Raw genomic sequence first — 15,312 nt, 5'->3', positions numbered from 1 at the left:
GGCATGCATGGCAGAATCTACGCTAATTAAACCAAGGCCGGGTGGCCGTGCTCGCTCTGGCGATGTGGCAACGCCGCCACCTGCGCAAAGTGGTGATAGCACTGTTCTTTTAACCAAAATCGCACCGACATCTGCAACAGTCACTCACCGTCTTCCTTCACTTGGAGACAATGCGGTGGTCGACGAAGCCAGTGTATTGCTTTCTCTTGTGGGACAAATCCGCTCTACCAGTAATCACGGTGACGTTGCGTCTTTGCGACAAGCGTGTATCGATAAGGTACGTGATTACGAAAGTCGTCTGCGCCAGCAAGGCGTGAATAACGAAACGATTGAGTCAGCGCGCTACTGCGTGTGTTGCTTGATTGACGAAACCGTACTTAACACAGTTTGGGGTGAGCAGTCGGTTTGGACGAGAGAAAGTTTGCTTTCAACATTTTATGCCGACACTTGGGGGGGAGAGCATTTCTACAATCTGCTCGATGCCAGCTTGAAGCAGCCGGGTTCGTTTGCTGAACTCCTTGAGCTCCAATACCTCTGCTTGACCTTGGGCTTTATTGGCAAGCTTCGTATAGAAGAGCAAGGGCGAGAGAAGCACGAAGACTATCGACACCGCGCGTATAAAGCGCTTAAAGATTTAAAGGGTGCGACCCCGGAACCGATCAACACAGATCTTGAAAAATGGGTCGTTCTTCAAGATGAGCATAAAGAAAGTATGCCGGCATGGGTCACCATGTCTTTGTTCGCGATGATCACGCTTGCGGTGTACATGTTCTTTAATTACCGCATCAACGAACAATCCAATGGTGCGTTTGTTGAGCTCTCAACGCTAGTACCTTTAACACCCAGCGAAGTGGTTGAAGAAGAGTTTGTTGAAGATCCTTCACGAAACCAGATTCGTCAATTGCTTCAAACCGAAGTCGATCGTGGCCTGATTGAGTTTATCGATATGACCGATCGCCTCCGAATTATTATCAAATCAAGCGAGCTCTTTAACTCTGGCAGTGCAGATGTTGAAGCGCACATGCACCCCTTGCTTTCAAAAGTTGGTCGGTCTTTGGAAACGACTACCGGGCGGATCATGGTTGTTGGACATACCGATGATCGACCGATATTCACCAGTAAATTCCCATCTAACTGGCACTTATCATTGGCGCGCGCTACCTCCGTTGCCAACCTACTTGCGATGGGGAATCAACTCAGCGGTCGACTCTGGCCAGAGGGGATGGGAGAAACGTCACCACGTTTTCCGAATGATAGCGATGAGAATCGGGCTCGAAATCGTCGTGTCGAAATAGACATCATGTTTGATCAACGAAGAGCGGGGCTGTAATGGGATTTTTTAGACGAATAGCCTCGGGCATTGGATACCTGTTTAGTCAAAAATGGCTAACGACTTTAATTGGTTGTTTAGCTGTCGCTTTCCTAATTTGGTTTGGTGGGCCGTTATTAGCTATCGCGGGTAAAGAGCCGTTTAAAAGCGAAATGGTTCGGATGTACTGCTTGATTGGTATTGCAGTACTTTGGGGAATCATCAATATCCGCCATTTGTCGAAGGCGAAAAAACAAGACAAAGAGACAGTAGAAAAACTGCTGGATACCTCTGAAGAAGAGGATGATCTGCAAAGTGAAGCGACAACACATGAAATTAATACCATCCGTGAGCGTATTCAAACCGCAACACAGCTGTTAAACAAGACGAAAAAGCGAGGTCGTAAGAGTGTTTACTCTCTGCCTTGGTACGTGATGATCGGGCCGCCAGGAACGGGTAAGACAACGACGTTAGCCAATTCTGGCTTGGAGTTTCCTCTTCAAGAATCTCTCGGCGATCAACCTTTAGCGGGGATTGGTGGTACACGCCATTGTGATTGGTGGTTTACCAATAAGGCGGTTTTGATTGATACCGCGGGGCGTTACACCACTCAGGATAGCCAAGCAAATGCTGACAGCAAAGCCTGGTTTGGATTCCTAGGTTTGCTAAAGCAGTATCGTACCAAGCGGCCGATTAATGGCGCGATTGTCACCATCAGTCTTGTGAGTCTGATGACGCAAACCAAGACAGAGCGTAATTTGCACGCACGTGCGATCAAAATGCGTATTCAAGAGCTGCGTAATCAACTCGGCATGCACTTCCCGGTGTATGTGGTTTTGACCAAGGCGGACCTTGTCGCTGGATTCAGTGAGTTCTTTGCTGAAATGGAGCCTGAAAAGCGCGATCAGCCATGGGGAATGATGTTCCCATTGGAGTGTGATCATGAAAAAGGGGTCGTCAGCCTATTCAATAAAGAGTTCCACCGCCTCCTTACCGAGTTGTTGTCTCACATGCCAGTGCGTTTGCAAGGTGAGCGTGATATGGACAACCGCTCATTGGTTTATGAGTTTCCAAAGCAACTACGCATGCTGCAATCGCAAATTGATGATTTCTTGAAAGAAGTTTTTGCGGCCAATGCGTTTGAAGCGCCACCTATGCTGCGTGGTGTGTTTATCGTCAGTGCCGCGCAAGAAGGTAAGCCGATTGACCGCGTAATGGCTGAAACATCAGGTGGATTAGGGTTATCTCAAATTCCGTTACGTTCAGCTTCAGGTAGCCAAGAGGGCTTCTTTATTCGGGATCTGTTCGAGAAGATTATCTTTCCAGAGCAATACCTGGGTAGCGTTAACCAACACCATGCCAAGCAAAACCGATGGATTCATCGTGCAGCGCTGTTTGGTGGGTTGCTTGTTGCGGGGGGGATGTCTGCGGCTTGGTATTACAGTTTCGATTGGAATAAAGGACTCGTCCACGCGGCGGAACTCGCTGTTGATGACTATCAAGCGACCTTGGGTGGGCAGCCGCTTAGTGGTGACCTTGATGCTGTCACCTTGGTTCGTGCATTAGACCAACTGCGTGGTTTACCTGCGGGTTATGATAAGACATACCTCGATACAAGTGGCATCAAGAAAATTGGCCTTTATCAAGGCGATAAGATAGGTCAGTCAGCCTCACAGGCATACAGCAACGGTTTAAAAACCGCGATGTCATCATTTGCGAATGACGCGTTGACGAGCGAAATGGCCACGCACCGAGAGCACCGCGAGTACCTCTACGAAACACTCAAAACCTATTTGATGCTCTTTGACCCAACCCATTACGACAGTACGCAGGTGCTGACATGGTTTGAAGCCTATTTTGAGCGTACTTATCCCGGCGAGATCAATATTGAGCTGCGTGAATCGTTGATGTCGCATATCGAAAATATGCTGACAACCAACAATGTCGGTATTCAGCCAGACACAAAAGCTATTGAGATGGCCCGCGGTGAGCTAACCAAGATGCCCATTGATGAGCGTGCTTATCAGCGGATGAAGCTGGAGTTTATGGATAGCCATATTCCATCTTTCAGAGTGACAGACGTCTTAGGTTCACGGAGCTTGAATGAGTTTGAACGCCTAAGTGGTAAACCTCTGAGTATGGGCATTCCTGGTTTCTATACCTACAACGGGTTCCATGGTTTATTCCAGTTAGAAATCAACCGTATGGTACGCCGTTTAATGGAAGACAACTGGGTTTACGGTGATGAGATTGACCTAAGTCGCCAAGATGCGAGTGATGTTGTTGAAGCTGTGCGCCAACGCTATTTCCGAGACTACAATCACGAGTGGGATCAGCTCGTCAGTGATCTCGTGTTAAAACGCGCGAAAGGGCTGGATGCTTCGCTTGCTCAAGCCAAGATCCTTGCCGGACCGGAACAGCCAATACAAAACTTGATTCGCGCTTATCAACGTCAACTGCGCTTGACGCAAATTGAGGTGAGTAAGAACGTTGAGATAGCGGGTGAGGTTGCCTCTAACGTTGCTGACGTAGCACTTCATAGTCAAAAGACGCGCTATGGGCGTCTGCTGCCGAGTGAATCGCCTGAACTCAATCTCAACCTGGCAGGTAAAGAAGTGGAGTACGCCTTCCACGAACTACTTGCGATTAGTGATATCGAGCTCAATCATCTTACGGCCACGTTCTCTGCCTATCACAACTATCTCGTCGATCTATCGAGCGCCTCTAGCTCTGACCGAGTGGCCTACAAGTCGATGTTAGATGGCAAAACGCACCGTGCACTAAGTGGGTCTTTCCGCAAAGCTGACAACATGCTGCCTATGCCTTTCCGTTCATGGGTAAGCAATATGTCAGTGGAGTCAGATCGCGTCGCGCAACAAGGGGCGAGTGTCCATCTCAATCAAATTTGGCAGAACACGGTTTACGCGGAGTACCAAAAGACCATTGCAAACCGATATCCGTTTAATCCGTCTGCAAAAGAGGAAGTGAAGCTCAGCGACTTTCAGGCTTTCTTTGGATACGGCGGCACCATGGATAAGTTCTTTAAACAGTATCTCGATCCTGTTGTTGATACCTCGAAAGGCACGTGGCGCTTTGAAAAGAGCATTGGTGTGAGTAATCAGTCACTCGCTTTCTTTGAACGCGCTCACCGTATTCGACGTGCATTCTTTGAACCAGGCAGTAATAACATTCGCGTTGAGTTTGGTTTAAAACCGCAGTACCTCGACCAGCATGTTCGTTCAATCAAGATCGAGCTAGGTAACCAATCGATGAACTATGGCCATGGCCCTACACGTCGCCATAACTTTGTTTGGCCTGATCGTAATCCACGTACTCGAGTTGTCTTTACGCCATTTGAATCGGGGAGTGATATTACGCGCACCTATGGTAGTCAGTGGGGGTTGTTCCGCTTACTTGACCAAGCACTTGCAGCACGTCCGCAAGCGCGCAAAGACAACGTCATCGTGATCGATATTCGAGGCACGAAATCTAAATTGGAATTGATTCCAGGCAGTGCGGTTAATCCGTTCTGGTCGCGAGAAATGGAGCGCTTTGTATGTCCGAAAACGCTGTAATCGCACCGTGGGGATACGTCGGAAAAATTCCGGCCAAAGGGGACTTTGTGCAAGATGGTTTGCCCATTGATTTCATTAATCAGTGGCGAGAGTGGCAGCAAGCGGTACTAGCAGTAAGCCGCGAGCAAATGGGCGGAAATTGGCAAGAACACTATTTGACCGCCCCTATCTGGCACTTTGCCTTGTCGCCAAATGTTTGTGGTGAGTCACCCATGATAGGGACCTTCATTCCCAGTGTGGATAGCGTAGGGCGCCATTTCTTCTTTACGCTGGCAACGGAAGTACCGCTTGGTCCTGCTTACTATTGGTGTAAACCAGACTGGAGCGACGCTATCGAGCCTTTCATCCTCGATGTGTTGGATGAGCATATCAACCTCGGTCAATGGGCTGCGCAATTGAAAACGCCATTTTGGGCCGAGCAACTGCCCGCGCCGGATGAGGCGACACCTTATTCGCCAGTGAGATATCCGCAAATAGAGTTGATCAACCATCAATCACCACTGTCGCCAACGACCTTGTTGGATAGGCAGTTTCGCCAAGCCCGCACTCACTACTGTTTGTGGTGGACAGCGGGCTCAGATTCAGTCGCCGCATGCAGCTTGGTCACGGATGGCCTGCCAAGCATCAGTCAATACGCGGCAATGTTAGACGGCCAATGGGATAAGTGGTGTGCGCAATGAGTATGGATAACTGGCAGCTTTTTAGTTTTGTTAAAACCCACCCGGGAAAAGTGCGCCCCTATAACGAAGATGCTTGTGCTGAGATGCTGGCGAAGCGTGTTTGGGTGGTGGCTGACGGTATGGGTGGGCATAAAGCCGGTGATATTGCCAGCCAAATGCTGGTTGATACGGTTCAACAGCGTGTGAACGAAGCCCACGAGGTGACGATTGATCTCCTCAAGCGCGCAGTGACAGAAGCGAACAATGCCATTTTCCGTTATGCCGCTGAGTATCTCGAAGGGAGCACAATGGGCACGACGGCGGTGGTGCTGTTTTTAGACAACAACCAATACCATTGCTTATGGGTTGGTGATAGCCGGTTTTATCGTCTCCGCAACGGCCGCTTTATGTTGAAAAGTCGTGACCATAGCCAGGTGATGGACATGGTCGAACAGGGGTTGATCGCAGAAAGTGAAGCGGAAAGCCACCCGATGGCAAACGTGATTACACGCGCAGTGGGCGTGGCCCCTGATGTCGTCGTAGATCAAGTCTCCGGCGAGTTATGTCACGACGACCAGTTTGTGTTGTGCTCTGACGGCCTAACCAAAGAGTTGAGTGATAACGAAATCGCTTTCTGTTTAGAAGCAAAAACAGTTAGCCAATCTGGCCTTGCCTTGATGCACTCAGCACTCGTCAAGGGTGCGTCTGACAACGTGACCTGTGCTGTGGTTAAAGCGAGCTATCTTGGAAAACTGGTCGAGCAGCAAGCAAACAGTGATGTCACTGTCCCTGTGTTCAATGGGTTAAGAGGGCAGAGACATGGCTGATACTGACACTGTCGACGCTGCAGATAAGAGCGCACTTGCCCCTCAGTTTAAGCCGTTTTCTGCCTTGCTGGACATCGAACGTTTGGTACAACCCATTAGTGATGATGCGCCCTGTGGCAGTGATTTGCGACAAGATATTGGGCCAACTTCGGCTTACTACCGCCTGAAGGATGTCCGTTCTCAAGCACGTTCAGCAGAGCGCGATGCGTTAATTGATGGTGATCCCTTATTGAGCTTATCTCATATGTGGCGCCCGATAGCAGAAGAGCTGCCAGATATCATAGCGACGCAAAGTAAAGATCTTGAGTTACTTGCTTGGCTAATTGAAGCCTATACCCGCATTCACGGTTTTGCTGGGCTCGCAATGGGCTATGCATTGACAGCCAAGTTAGTGAATGACTACTGGGGTGATATTCATCCTTTGCCTGATGAAGATGATGACGAAGAGGATCGGATCTCTGCATTAGTGGGTCTGAATGGCGTTGATGGGGAAGGTACTTTGCTGTTACCGATCAGCTGTATCTCCTTAACGGAAGAGCTTGGTGATGCGCCATTTTCGTTTTGGGAGTACCAACAAGCCAACGACATTAGCCGCATGGAGTCAGACAAGCGTCAGCAGAAGCTTGACTCTGGCGGGATCAATATTGAAGACCTCGAAGCGGCGGTAAAAGACTCGAGTACCGATTTCTATGTGGGTCTGGTCGCGGAGATAGAAGCGGCACAACTTGGCTACAGCGATGCGGTTGCGGCAATGGATGGTGCCTGTAGTGCAGGGGTGCAGAGTAGCAACATCTCGAAACGTTTGCAGGATGTGCATGACGCAGTTGCCTTCCTTGCCGAAGACAAGCTTCGAAGAGCTGCCCCGTTAGTTAACGATGTAGACAGTGTGACAGAGGCAGAAGCAGACGTAGGTGCTGAAGCAGTCGCGCTGAATCCGCTGACCAGTAACGTGATGCAACGAGAGCAAGCCATTGCTCAGTTAATCAAGATTGCAGAATTTTTCAAAGAAACAGAACCGCATTCACCAGTTTCATACTCCATTGAACAGATTGTTCGATGGTGTGACATGAGCTTGCCTGAGCTGTTGGCCGAATTGATCGACAGCGGTGAAGCACGACAAGGCTACTTTCGCTTGGTCGGGATAGCCAATGATGACACTACGTCATGAATACTAAGGAAATAAGGGAGAAAAGATGAACAGTATCCATGGAAAGCTATCGCGGGTGAGAAAGCCACGAGTGCATATCACCTATGAAGTTGAGACAGAAGATACCAGCGTCCAGAAAGAGTTACCGTTCGTGGTGGGTGTCATGGGTGATTTTGCAGGCCAAAACACAGATGGCCTCAAAGCGCTAAAAGATCGCCGTTTCATCCAAATCGACAACGAGAACTTCGATGATGTTCTGAAAAAGATGAACCCAGGCCTATCGTTCCGCGTCAACAACACCTTGGACAAAGACGGTTCACGATTCGACGTTAATTTGAGCTTTAACTCAATGAAAGACTTTGAGCCAGCGGCGGTAGTGAACCAAGTTGAACCACTGAAGAAGTTGATGGATACCCGTAATCAGCTTCGCGACTTGATGACTAAGATTGACCGCTCGGAGCAGTTGGAAGATGTCCTTGAAGCGGTTCTCAATAACACTGACAACTTAACGAAGTTGGCAGCTGAGCTGAACTTAGAAGATAAGCCACGCGTTGATACGTCAGGTGATGATGCAACGGATGCACCAAGCGAAGACGCAACTGAAGAGGAAAACGTATGAACACCGAAGCGCTGAGTCAGTTAGACTCATCCGTTAACGCGGACAATACTTCGTTTTTAGACATGGCATTGTCTGCAACCAAACAGACAGAAACAACCCGTGCGCAAGAATTGATCACCACGCTGACCGAAGAAGCGATGAAAGGGACAGTGACGTGGAATAAAAACCTCACGGTTACCTTCCGTGAAGCCATTGCGAAGCTTGATGAAACCATTTCAGAGCAGCTATCTGAAATTATGCACCACGATAAATTTCAGAAACTCGAAGGGAGTTGGCGCGGTCTGCAGTACCTGGTCTTGAACTCAAATACATGCTCAACGCTGAAAATCCGCATGATGAGCATGAGTAAGAAAGAACTGCATAAAGACTTGAGCAAAGCAGTAGAGTTCGATCAAAGCCAGATATTCAAGAAAGTGTATGAGTCAGAGTTTGGCTCTGCAGGTGGTGAGCCCTATGGCGCGTTAATTGGTGACTATGAGTTTACTAACCACCCAGAAGATATTGAAACATTGAGCTTGATGTCAAACATCTCCGCGGCGGGCTTCGCACCCTTCCTCTCGGCGGCATCACCGAACCTCTTTGGATTTGATAAGTGGGATGAACTCTCCAAGCCTCGCGATCTAGAGAAAGTCTTTGAGTCGTTGGAGTACACCCAGTGGCGCTCATTCCGTGAAAGCCCAGATTCTCGTTTCGTTTCATTGACTATGCCACGCGTACTCGCACGCTTGCCTTATGGTTACATGTCGCAACGAGTCGAAGACTTTGGCTATGAAGAGTTTGAGATAGATGAAGAAACCAATCTATCAAAGACAGCAGATCATGATCATTACTGCTGGATGAACTCCGCTTATGTGATGGGCACCAAGATGACGGAAGCTTTCTCGAAGTACGGCTTCTGTACCGCGATTCGAGGTGCAGAAGGTGGTGGTCGAGTCGATGATCTACCTGCACACACCTTCATTAGCCATGAAGGTGACCCGGATGTGAAATGTCCGACAGAGATTGCGATCACCGACCGTCGTGAAGCAGAGCTCAGTAAGCTAGGGTTCCTTCCGCTTTGTCACTATAAGAATACTAACTACGCGGTGTTCTTTGGTGGTCAAACTTGTCAGAAACCAGAGATTTATAACAACCCAGACGCGACAGCGAATGCGGCAATCTCTGCGCGTTTACCTTACATCATGGCGACATCTCGCTTCGCTCACTATTTGAAAGTGATGGCGCGTGACAAGATCGGTAGCTTCATGGAAGCGCAAGATGTTGAAGCGTGGCTAAACCGTTGGATTCTTTCTTATGTGAATGCGTCTGAAGGTGGTGGTCAAGATATCCGCGCTAAGTTCCCGCTTGCAGATGCCAAAGTCAGCGTGAAGGAAATTCCAGGTAACCCGGGTGCATATAACGCGGTCGCTTGGCTGAAACCTTGGCTACAGATGGAAGAGCTAACCACGTCGCTGCGCCTTGTAGCGAAGATCCCAAATAACGGTTAATAGGGGCCAGCGAGACGTGTCTCGCTGGCAATGTGAGCGATGCGACCAGAATTTATCTCTGTTGAGTTACTAGAAGCGGAATCCGAAATAACTCAGTCAGTTGATTTGAATGCTATCTGGATGGATCGCTTCATTGATATTGATGACCCGATATTTGCAATTCGTTATTGGCTTGACTTCCAGCAACTGAACTTCGATTCCATTGATGCGCTTCAGCGTCACTTTGGCGAAGTGATTGGTTTATTGGATGAGGTGATTAACGAACAACTTAACGAGATCATTCACCACAAGGCATTTCAACAACTTGAGGCGAGCTGGCGCGGACTCAAATACACGGTTCGTGAAGTCGCAGAGCTGCGTGGCGAAGATCAAGTTAAGGTCAAAGTGCTGAACTACCCATGGCACTGGTTAGTGAAGGACTGCAATAAAGCGATTGAGTTTGACCAAAGTGAGTTGTTTCGGCTTATTTACCAAAACGAATACTCCATGCCGGGTGGTGAGCCATTTGGTGTGTTGATAGGTGACTATCGCATTCAGCATGGTGACAAACGACGAGTCCATCAGGATGTCGACGTTTTGCGCAAAGTGACTCAAACCGCGGCGGCGGCATTTTGCCCTTTTATTACCTCTGCCGATCCAACGCTACTTGGCGTGGATGAGTTTGCGGATCTAGCCACAGTGGCAGATATCAGTGCGCAATTTCGTCAACCTGAGTACATCAGCTGGACGAGTTTACGGAGCATGGAAGACTCACGTTTTCTTGCTATTACATTGCCCGATGTATTGATGCGAGAGGTCTATCGGCCAGATGGCTCCCGAGCAGAAGACTTTGCATTCATTGAACATTGCCGTGTTGCGAAACGAGACATGCTGTGGGGAAGCGCCGCATACAGTTTTGCCTTGGTTGTGGCGCGCGCCTTCATTGAATCAGGCTGGTTTGGTCAGATTCGTGGCCACCAGCGAGGCCAATATAAAAAAGGCATCGTTGTGAATACCCCGTCGGCAAAACAGCACTTTCCTGGTGGCTTGTATCGAGAGAAACCCTCGGTGAGTTTGCGGGTAGGTGACCGCTTAGAGCAGGCATTGGCAGACTGTGGTTTTATTCCGATATCTGCTGTTCCAGATACACCGTTGCTAACTTTTTACAGCAATGCATCGTTGCATGAACCTGCGGCCTATGAGTCGGTCGGGGCGAGTATCAACGCCAAATTGTCGTCGATGATGCAGTACATATTATGTGTTTCCCGTTTTGCTCACTACATCAAAGTAATGGGTCGTGACAAGATCGGTAGCTATGAAAATGCGCAAAGTATCGAAAGCGAGTTTCAACGTTGGTTGCATCAATATACCGCTGCGTCAGATGAGTCGACGGAAGAGGTCCGTGCAAAATTCCCGCTGAGTGAAGCGAGGATTAAGGTCAAAGAGCAACTGGGTAAACCGGGGCGATTTTTTTCTGTGGTGCACCTGCAACCACATTTTCAATTGGATCAGATGGTATCGAGCATACGTCTCATCACCGAGCTGACCCCTAAAGTACATAACGGATAAAGAACATGAGTGAATGGAAGAAACTGATCCAAAAGGCGGATTTGGCAGGTGCAATTGCCAACCTAATGGAACACCTAAAACAGAAAGCGACAGATGTACAAGCGCGCAGTCAACTGGTGGAGCTACTGAGTATTGATGGCCAATATGAGCGTGCTGAAAGCCAGTTGCTTATTCTGTTAAAACAAGATCCGGACTGTTTACCGGGAGGGACTCAACTGCGTCATTTACTGCATGCAGCGCAAGCACGTGTTGACTTCTACCAAGGCGCGGCGACGGTAAAATTTCTAGGGCAAGGCTTTGATGAACAGAATGAGTTGCTTGTTAAAAACATCTTAGCGATGACGCGTGAAAACGACGATGTTGATGACATCGCCAATGAACAAGAGAGTCGCCGTCGTCAGCCTGTTGTCACGTTAGATGGCCGTGAATTTAGTGACTTGCGAGATCTCGATGATCAAATTGCTGGTTACCTAGAGTGTTTCGGTTCTGATGGTGAGTTCTACTTGGTCCCATTTGCGGCGATCAATTCCCTGACGATTCAGCCAGCGCAAAACCTAATTGAAAGCGTGTGGCGTCGTATTGAGCTGGATGTGATCGACGGACAAACGGGTGAGCTCTTTATGCCAATCACTTACGTGAACTCGCAAACTGATGCACACAAACTTGCGCGTGAAACCGATTGGCTAACCTCAGACAAGCACAGTCTTGTACTGGGGGCGGGACACAAAATGTTGTTAGCTGATGAAGAGCCAGTCGTACTCGGGATGTCCGAAGGCTGGACTCAGAAAGTTGCAGAGCCTGCATAAGCCAACATTATCGCTGGCGCCAACATGGCACCAGCGTTTTATGACGATGCCATTCGTCGCATTTCATTTTAGCTGACACAGGATGCGCTCAGTGAGTGACAAAGTTGCCCATATTTCCTTTTTGGACAAACTAATTGATTTATCGCCAGAAAATAGTCTGGATCGTCACGAGTATCGCCAACCCAGTATCAGTTTGGCGAACCTGCGTCGTGATATAGAAAACTTGCTCAATGCACGCATTGGTTGGAATCAATGGCAAAGCCAGTTTGAAGAAATTGATGTGTCGATTCTTAACTACGGCTTACCTGACTTTTCATCAATGCCTTTTAGTAGCCAGAGTGGCAAGAATCATCTTTGTAGCATTGTAGAAGAAACACTGGGTCGATTTGAGCCCAGACTCTTCGATGTTGAGGTATCAGTGAAAGAAGGTGAAGACGAAGTCGACAGAACCTTACGACTCCGTATACAGGCGGTGGTGGTTCAGTCAGGTGTCAGTGAAGAAATTGTGTTTGATTCTGAAGTAGAGCCAGTCAATTTAGGCTTTAAAGTCAGTGAGGGTGGACGATGAACGATGAGTTTTTGAAGTATTATCAGCGCGAACTCTCTTGGTTACGACACAAAGGGGGTGAGTTTGCTGATCGCCACCCTAAAATTGCTTCGCGTCTGAAAATGACTGATGAGCATATTGAAGATCCACACGTGTCGCGTCTGTTGGAAGGGATGGCGTTTATCTCGGCTCAGATTAGGCAGAGCTTGGATGACAGTTTTCCTCAGCTCACGGAGTCATTGATTGGTGAGCTGTTCCCAGATTTTCATGCACCGATTCCATCCATGAGCATCGTGCACCATAAGCCAAGTATTTATACCGACAACTGTAATCACTTACCTGTTGGGACCAAGGTCGACATTTTCGCACCGGGTTATCAGACTTGCCATTATAGAACGACATCTGCGGTTGATATCTGGCCGTTTGAAGTGGTTGATGCGAAGTACATGAATGCGCCCTTTACTGCACCAGAACGTAAGTTCAAGACGGATTCAGCGGCTGTACTGAAGCTAGAAGTCAAATGTCATGAAGGGTGCTCTGGCTTTGATGAGTTGGACATCAGTGCTCTCAATTTTTATCTCAATGGCCAGCCTCAAACAAGCCATGGCCTTTATCAATTGCTATTTCGCTCCTTGCAGGGCGTCAGCATAGCTCTTGAAGATGGGTCGGTGACACAGCTTCCGGCTTCCAAACTGACCAGCAAGGATGTCGATCCTTTGGTGCCATATAGTCCGCAAATGTTTAGCGGGTATCGGCAGTTGGTCGAATACTTTTTGGTGCCAGAGAAGTTTCTTTTCGTCAACTTAGAAGGATTGAACACGGAAATGTTCGGTCCTGGAAAATCGGTAGAAATTTTCTTTTACCTCTCAGACTCTGTACCGCTGCTCGCCAAGCAAGTCACTGCAGACAACGTGTTGCTAGGCTGCGGGCCAGTGATTAATTTGTTCGAGACTACATTGGAACCCGTGCGTTTAGCTGCGACTGAATATGAGTACGAGCTTCGCCCTGCCAATCGCAAAGCCGAATCGCAAGAAGTGATCAGTATTGATGATGTAAAACTGTCTTCGAGCAAACTCGATCATGATTTGGATGTTCAGCCCTACTATAGCGGCGAGCATCCGAACTACGCCAACGCGAATGAATACTACTGGAGTATTCGCCGTGAAGATGCGGCATGGGCGGGAGGCTTTGATGAGCCCGGACGCCATATCTTTTTGAGTTTGATTAACCAAGACCATTCACCAGAAATTGCGGAGCGTTTTGATCATGCCAACTTGCATATCAAAGCACAGGTCAGTAACCGAAACATCCCTAATCGCTTACCGTATGGAGGGGGGCAGCCTGAAGTATCAGTCACCAAAAATGCTGACGCAAAAGGGAGCCGTTGCCTTTTACCGCTCAGTACCACGGTTCGGCCGAGAATGAACGCACACACGCGCTGGCAGTTTGCCAAGCTTATCACCCTAAATACCTTTAGTGATGAGGGGGGGCTTCGTAACCTGAAAGAGATGCTAAAACTGTTTGATTTTCGTGGGTCGCCAAGCACCAAAGTACTGACCGATGCGATTGAAGCTTTGCATGTGAATCAAACGACGGCACGTGTGAATCAGCGAGGTCGCGTTGGTTTCTGTCATGGTTCAGAGATCACCTTAGACATCGTTGAATCTCGCGTCGACAACGACCAGTTGTTCTTGTTTGGTCAAGTGATGTCAGACTTCTTTGCCCAATATGCCGAGGTTAACAGCTTTACGCAGCTGCGTATTAAGTTACTCCCCGCTAAGCGCTTTTACCATGTTTGGCCGGCAATGGCTGGTGGGAAGGCGTTGTTATGAATCGCGAAAAGTTCATTGATACGCTGGTTGAAAAACCGATGTTCTCTTCGATGCATCTCGTCGAAAGCTACCTGTTGCAAATGGAAGAGACCTTGGGTACGGACACCTTGCCCGGCAATGAAAATATGGTAATCGATGTGGCTCAGCATCTTGGCTTTGCCATCAATGATATGGAAGCCATGTTTGAACGGGCTGATGGCAAAATCAGAATAGACAGTAATGTTATTGGCTTGACGGGTGCAAATGGCGTCATGCCTCAGCATTACACGGAACTGGTCTTACAGAGACTCAAAGCTAAAGACCGCGGATTAGCCAGCTTTTACAACATCTTTAATCACCGATTACTCTCACTTTATTTTCGAACGTGGAAGAAGTTTCAACGTCCGGTCGCACTTCGCCAGCAAGCTTTCGGTAAAGAGAGCGATTTTCAACGCATCGTAGATGCGCTGACAGGCAGGCAGGACAACCGTCATTGGGCCGGGTTTCATCTCCGTTCGATTCGCTCTCGTGAAGCCATGCGAGCTGTGTTTGCCATGGTGGCAGGGACAGATGTTGAAATCAAAGAGCTGCGTGGCGCGTGGATGTCATTAAAACCGAATGAACAGACAAGCTTGGGCACGAAACAGAATAAGCAAGGTCAGCATGCACAGTTAGGAAAAAGTGCCACTCTAGGTAAACGCGTGTGGAATGTGAATGCTGGGGTCGAAGTGATTTGCCATGTGACTGATCCAGAACTCGTGCCTTCACTAATGCCCGGAGGGGCAAGGCTTGAGGGACTCAAGAAACAAGCTGCTGCCTTTATGCCGCCTTCACTGTCAGTGAAATGGACGGTAGAAGCAGAACAATCCGATCTCCCTGTTGTTAAGCTATCGCCGGGTCAAGGCATGCTTGGTCGGGGGGGAATTTTAATGCCAAAGAAAAAACGTACCGGAAACCGCATCACTATCTCGGTGTGA

General features: G+C 48.6%; 12 protein-coding genes. All 12 read left to right on the top strand.

Translation table 11 applies throughout. From position 1 onward, the window contains the following. The first annotated feature begins 7 nt into the window (after positions 1-7). The 12 genes from tssL to tssG all read left to right on the top strand — a co-directional run bounded on the left by tssL (position 8) and on the right by tssG (position 15,312). On the top strand, positions 8-1,330 hold the full coding sequence (tssL, locus tag TSUB_RS22405; RefSeq protein ID WP_087020906.1) for a type VI secretion system protein TssL, long form: 1,323 nt from the start codon (positions 8-10) through the stop codon (positions 1,328-1,330). After that, positions 1,330-4,884: a type VI secretion system membrane subunit TssM gene (gene tssM / locus TSUB_RS22400; RefSeq protein WP_087020909.1), complete on the top strand. Its 3,555-nt coding sequence runs from the start codon at positions 1,330-1,332 to the stop codon at positions 4,882-4,884. Before tssL ends, tssM begins: the two co-directional genes overlap by 1 nt. Next, positions 4,866-5,564, top strand: a complete 699-nt coding sequence (gene tagF / locus TSUB_RS22395; protein WP_087020912.1) for a type VI secretion system-associated protein TagF — start codon at positions 4,866-4,868, stop codon at positions 5,562-5,564. Before tssM ends, tagF begins: the two co-directional genes overlap by 19 nt. Then, entirely contained in the window at positions 5,561-6,370 is an 810-nt protein-coding gene (locus TSUB_RS22390; protein WP_246616481.1) for a PP2C family protein-serine/threonine phosphatase, read from the top strand. The genes tagF and TSUB_RS22390 overlap by 4 nt, the downstream gene beginning before the upstream one ends. Beyond that, positions 6,363-7,538, top strand: coding sequence for a type VI secretion system protein TssA (gene tssA / locus TSUB_RS22385; protein WP_087020917.1), 1,176 nt, complete (start codon positions 6,363-6,365; stop codon positions 7,536-7,538). Before TSUB_RS22390 ends, tssA begins: the two co-directional genes overlap by 8 nt. Before the next feature lie 25 nt (positions 7,539-7,563). Then, complete coding sequence (tssB, locus tag TSUB_RS22380) at positions 7,564-8,136, top strand: type VI secretion system contractile sheath small subunit (protein WP_087020920.1); 573 nt, start codon at positions 7,564-7,566, stop codon at positions 8,134-8,136. After that, entirely contained in the window at positions 8,133-9,623 is a 1,491-nt protein-coding gene (gene tssC / locus TSUB_RS22375; protein WP_087020923.1) for a type VI secretion system contractile sheath large subunit, read from the top strand. Before tssB ends, tssC (TSUB_RS22375) begins: the two co-directional genes overlap by 4 nt. Before the next feature lie 39 nt (positions 9,624-9,662). Continuing rightward, complete coding sequence (tssC, locus tag TSUB_RS22370) at positions 9,663-11,171, top strand: type VI secretion system contractile sheath large subunit (RefSeq protein WP_087020926.1); 1,509 nt, start codon at positions 9,663-9,665, stop codon at positions 11,169-11,171. A 5-nt stretch (positions 11,172-11,176) separates the two neighbouring features. Then, a complete protein-coding gene (locus tag TSUB_RS22365) occupies positions 11,177-11,977 on the top strand; it encodes a type VI secretion system accessory protein TagJ (RefSeq protein ID WP_087020929.1) in 801 nt (266 codons plus the stop codon). 91 nt (positions 11,978-12,068) lie between these two features. After that, positions 12,069-12,545: a type VI secretion system baseplate subunit TssE gene (tssE, locus tag TSUB_RS22360; protein ID WP_159064905.1), complete on the top strand. Its 477-nt coding sequence runs from the start codon at positions 12,069-12,071 to the stop codon at positions 12,543-12,545. Then, positions 12,542-14,356, top strand: a complete 1,815-nt coding sequence (gene tssF / locus TSUB_RS22355; protein WP_087020935.1) for a type VI secretion system baseplate subunit TssF — start codon at positions 12,542-12,544, stop codon at positions 14,354-14,356. Before tssE ends, tssF begins: the two co-directional genes overlap by 4 nt. After that, positions 14,353-15,312 (top strand): type VI secretion system baseplate subunit TssG, encoded by a 960-nt coding sequence (tssG, locus tag TSUB_RS22350; protein WP_087020939.1) that lies wholly within the window; start codon positions 14,353-14,355, stop codon positions 15,310-15,312. Before tssF ends, tssG begins: the two co-directional genes overlap by 4 nt.

The sequence above is a fragment of the Thaumasiovibrio subtropicus genome, assembly GCF_019703835.1.
GTDB lineage: Bacteria > Pseudomonadota > Gammaproteobacteria > Enterobacterales > Vibrionaceae > Thaumasiovibrio > Thaumasiovibrio subtropicus.
This window is presented reverse-complemented; position numbering and strand designations above follow the sequence as displayed.

What these genes read in the sequence shown, in the direction of transcription:
- tssL (WP_087020906.1), top strand. Translation starts at nt 8, where the DNA reads ATGGCAGAATCTACGCTAATTAAACCAAGGCCGGGTGGCCGTGCTCGC.
- tssM (WP_087020909.1), top strand. Translation starts at nt 1,330, where the DNA reads ATGGGATTTTTTAGACGAATAGCCTCGGGCATTGGATACCTGTTTAGT.
- tagF (WP_087020912.1), top strand. Translation starts at nt 4,866, where the DNA reads ATGTCCGAAAACGCTGTAATCGCACCGTGGGGATACGTCGGAAAAATT.
- TSUB_RS22390 (WP_246616481.1), top strand. Translation starts at nt 5,561, where the DNA reads ATGAGTATGGATAACTGGCAGCTTTTTAGTTTTGTTAAAACCCACCCG.
- tssA (WP_087020917.1), top strand. Translation starts at nt 6,363, where the DNA reads ATGGCTGATACTGACACTGTCGACGCTGCAGATAAGAGCGCACTTGCC.
- tssB (WP_087020920.1), top strand. Translation starts at nt 7,564, where the DNA reads ATGAACAGTATCCATGGAAAGCTATCGCGGGTGAGAAAGCCACGAGTG.
- tssC (WP_087020923.1), top strand. Translation starts at nt 8,133, where the DNA reads ATGAACACCGAAGCGCTGAGTCAGTTAGACTCATCCGTTAACGCGGAC.
- tssC (WP_087020926.1), top strand. Translation starts at nt 9,663, where the DNA reads ATGCGACCAGAATTTATCTCTGTTGAGTTACTAGAAGCGGAATCCGAA.
- TSUB_RS22365 (WP_087020929.1), top strand. Translation starts at nt 11,177, where the DNA reads ATGAGTGAATGGAAGAAACTGATCCAAAAGGCGGATTTGGCAGGTGCA.
- tssF (WP_087020935.1), top strand. Translation starts at nt 12,542, where the DNA reads ATGAACGATGAGTTTTTGAAGTATTATCAGCGCGAACTCTCTTGGTTA.
- tssG (WP_087020939.1), top strand. Translation starts at nt 14,353, where the DNA reads ATGAATCGCGAAAAGTTCATTGATACGCTGGTTGAAAAACCGATGTTC.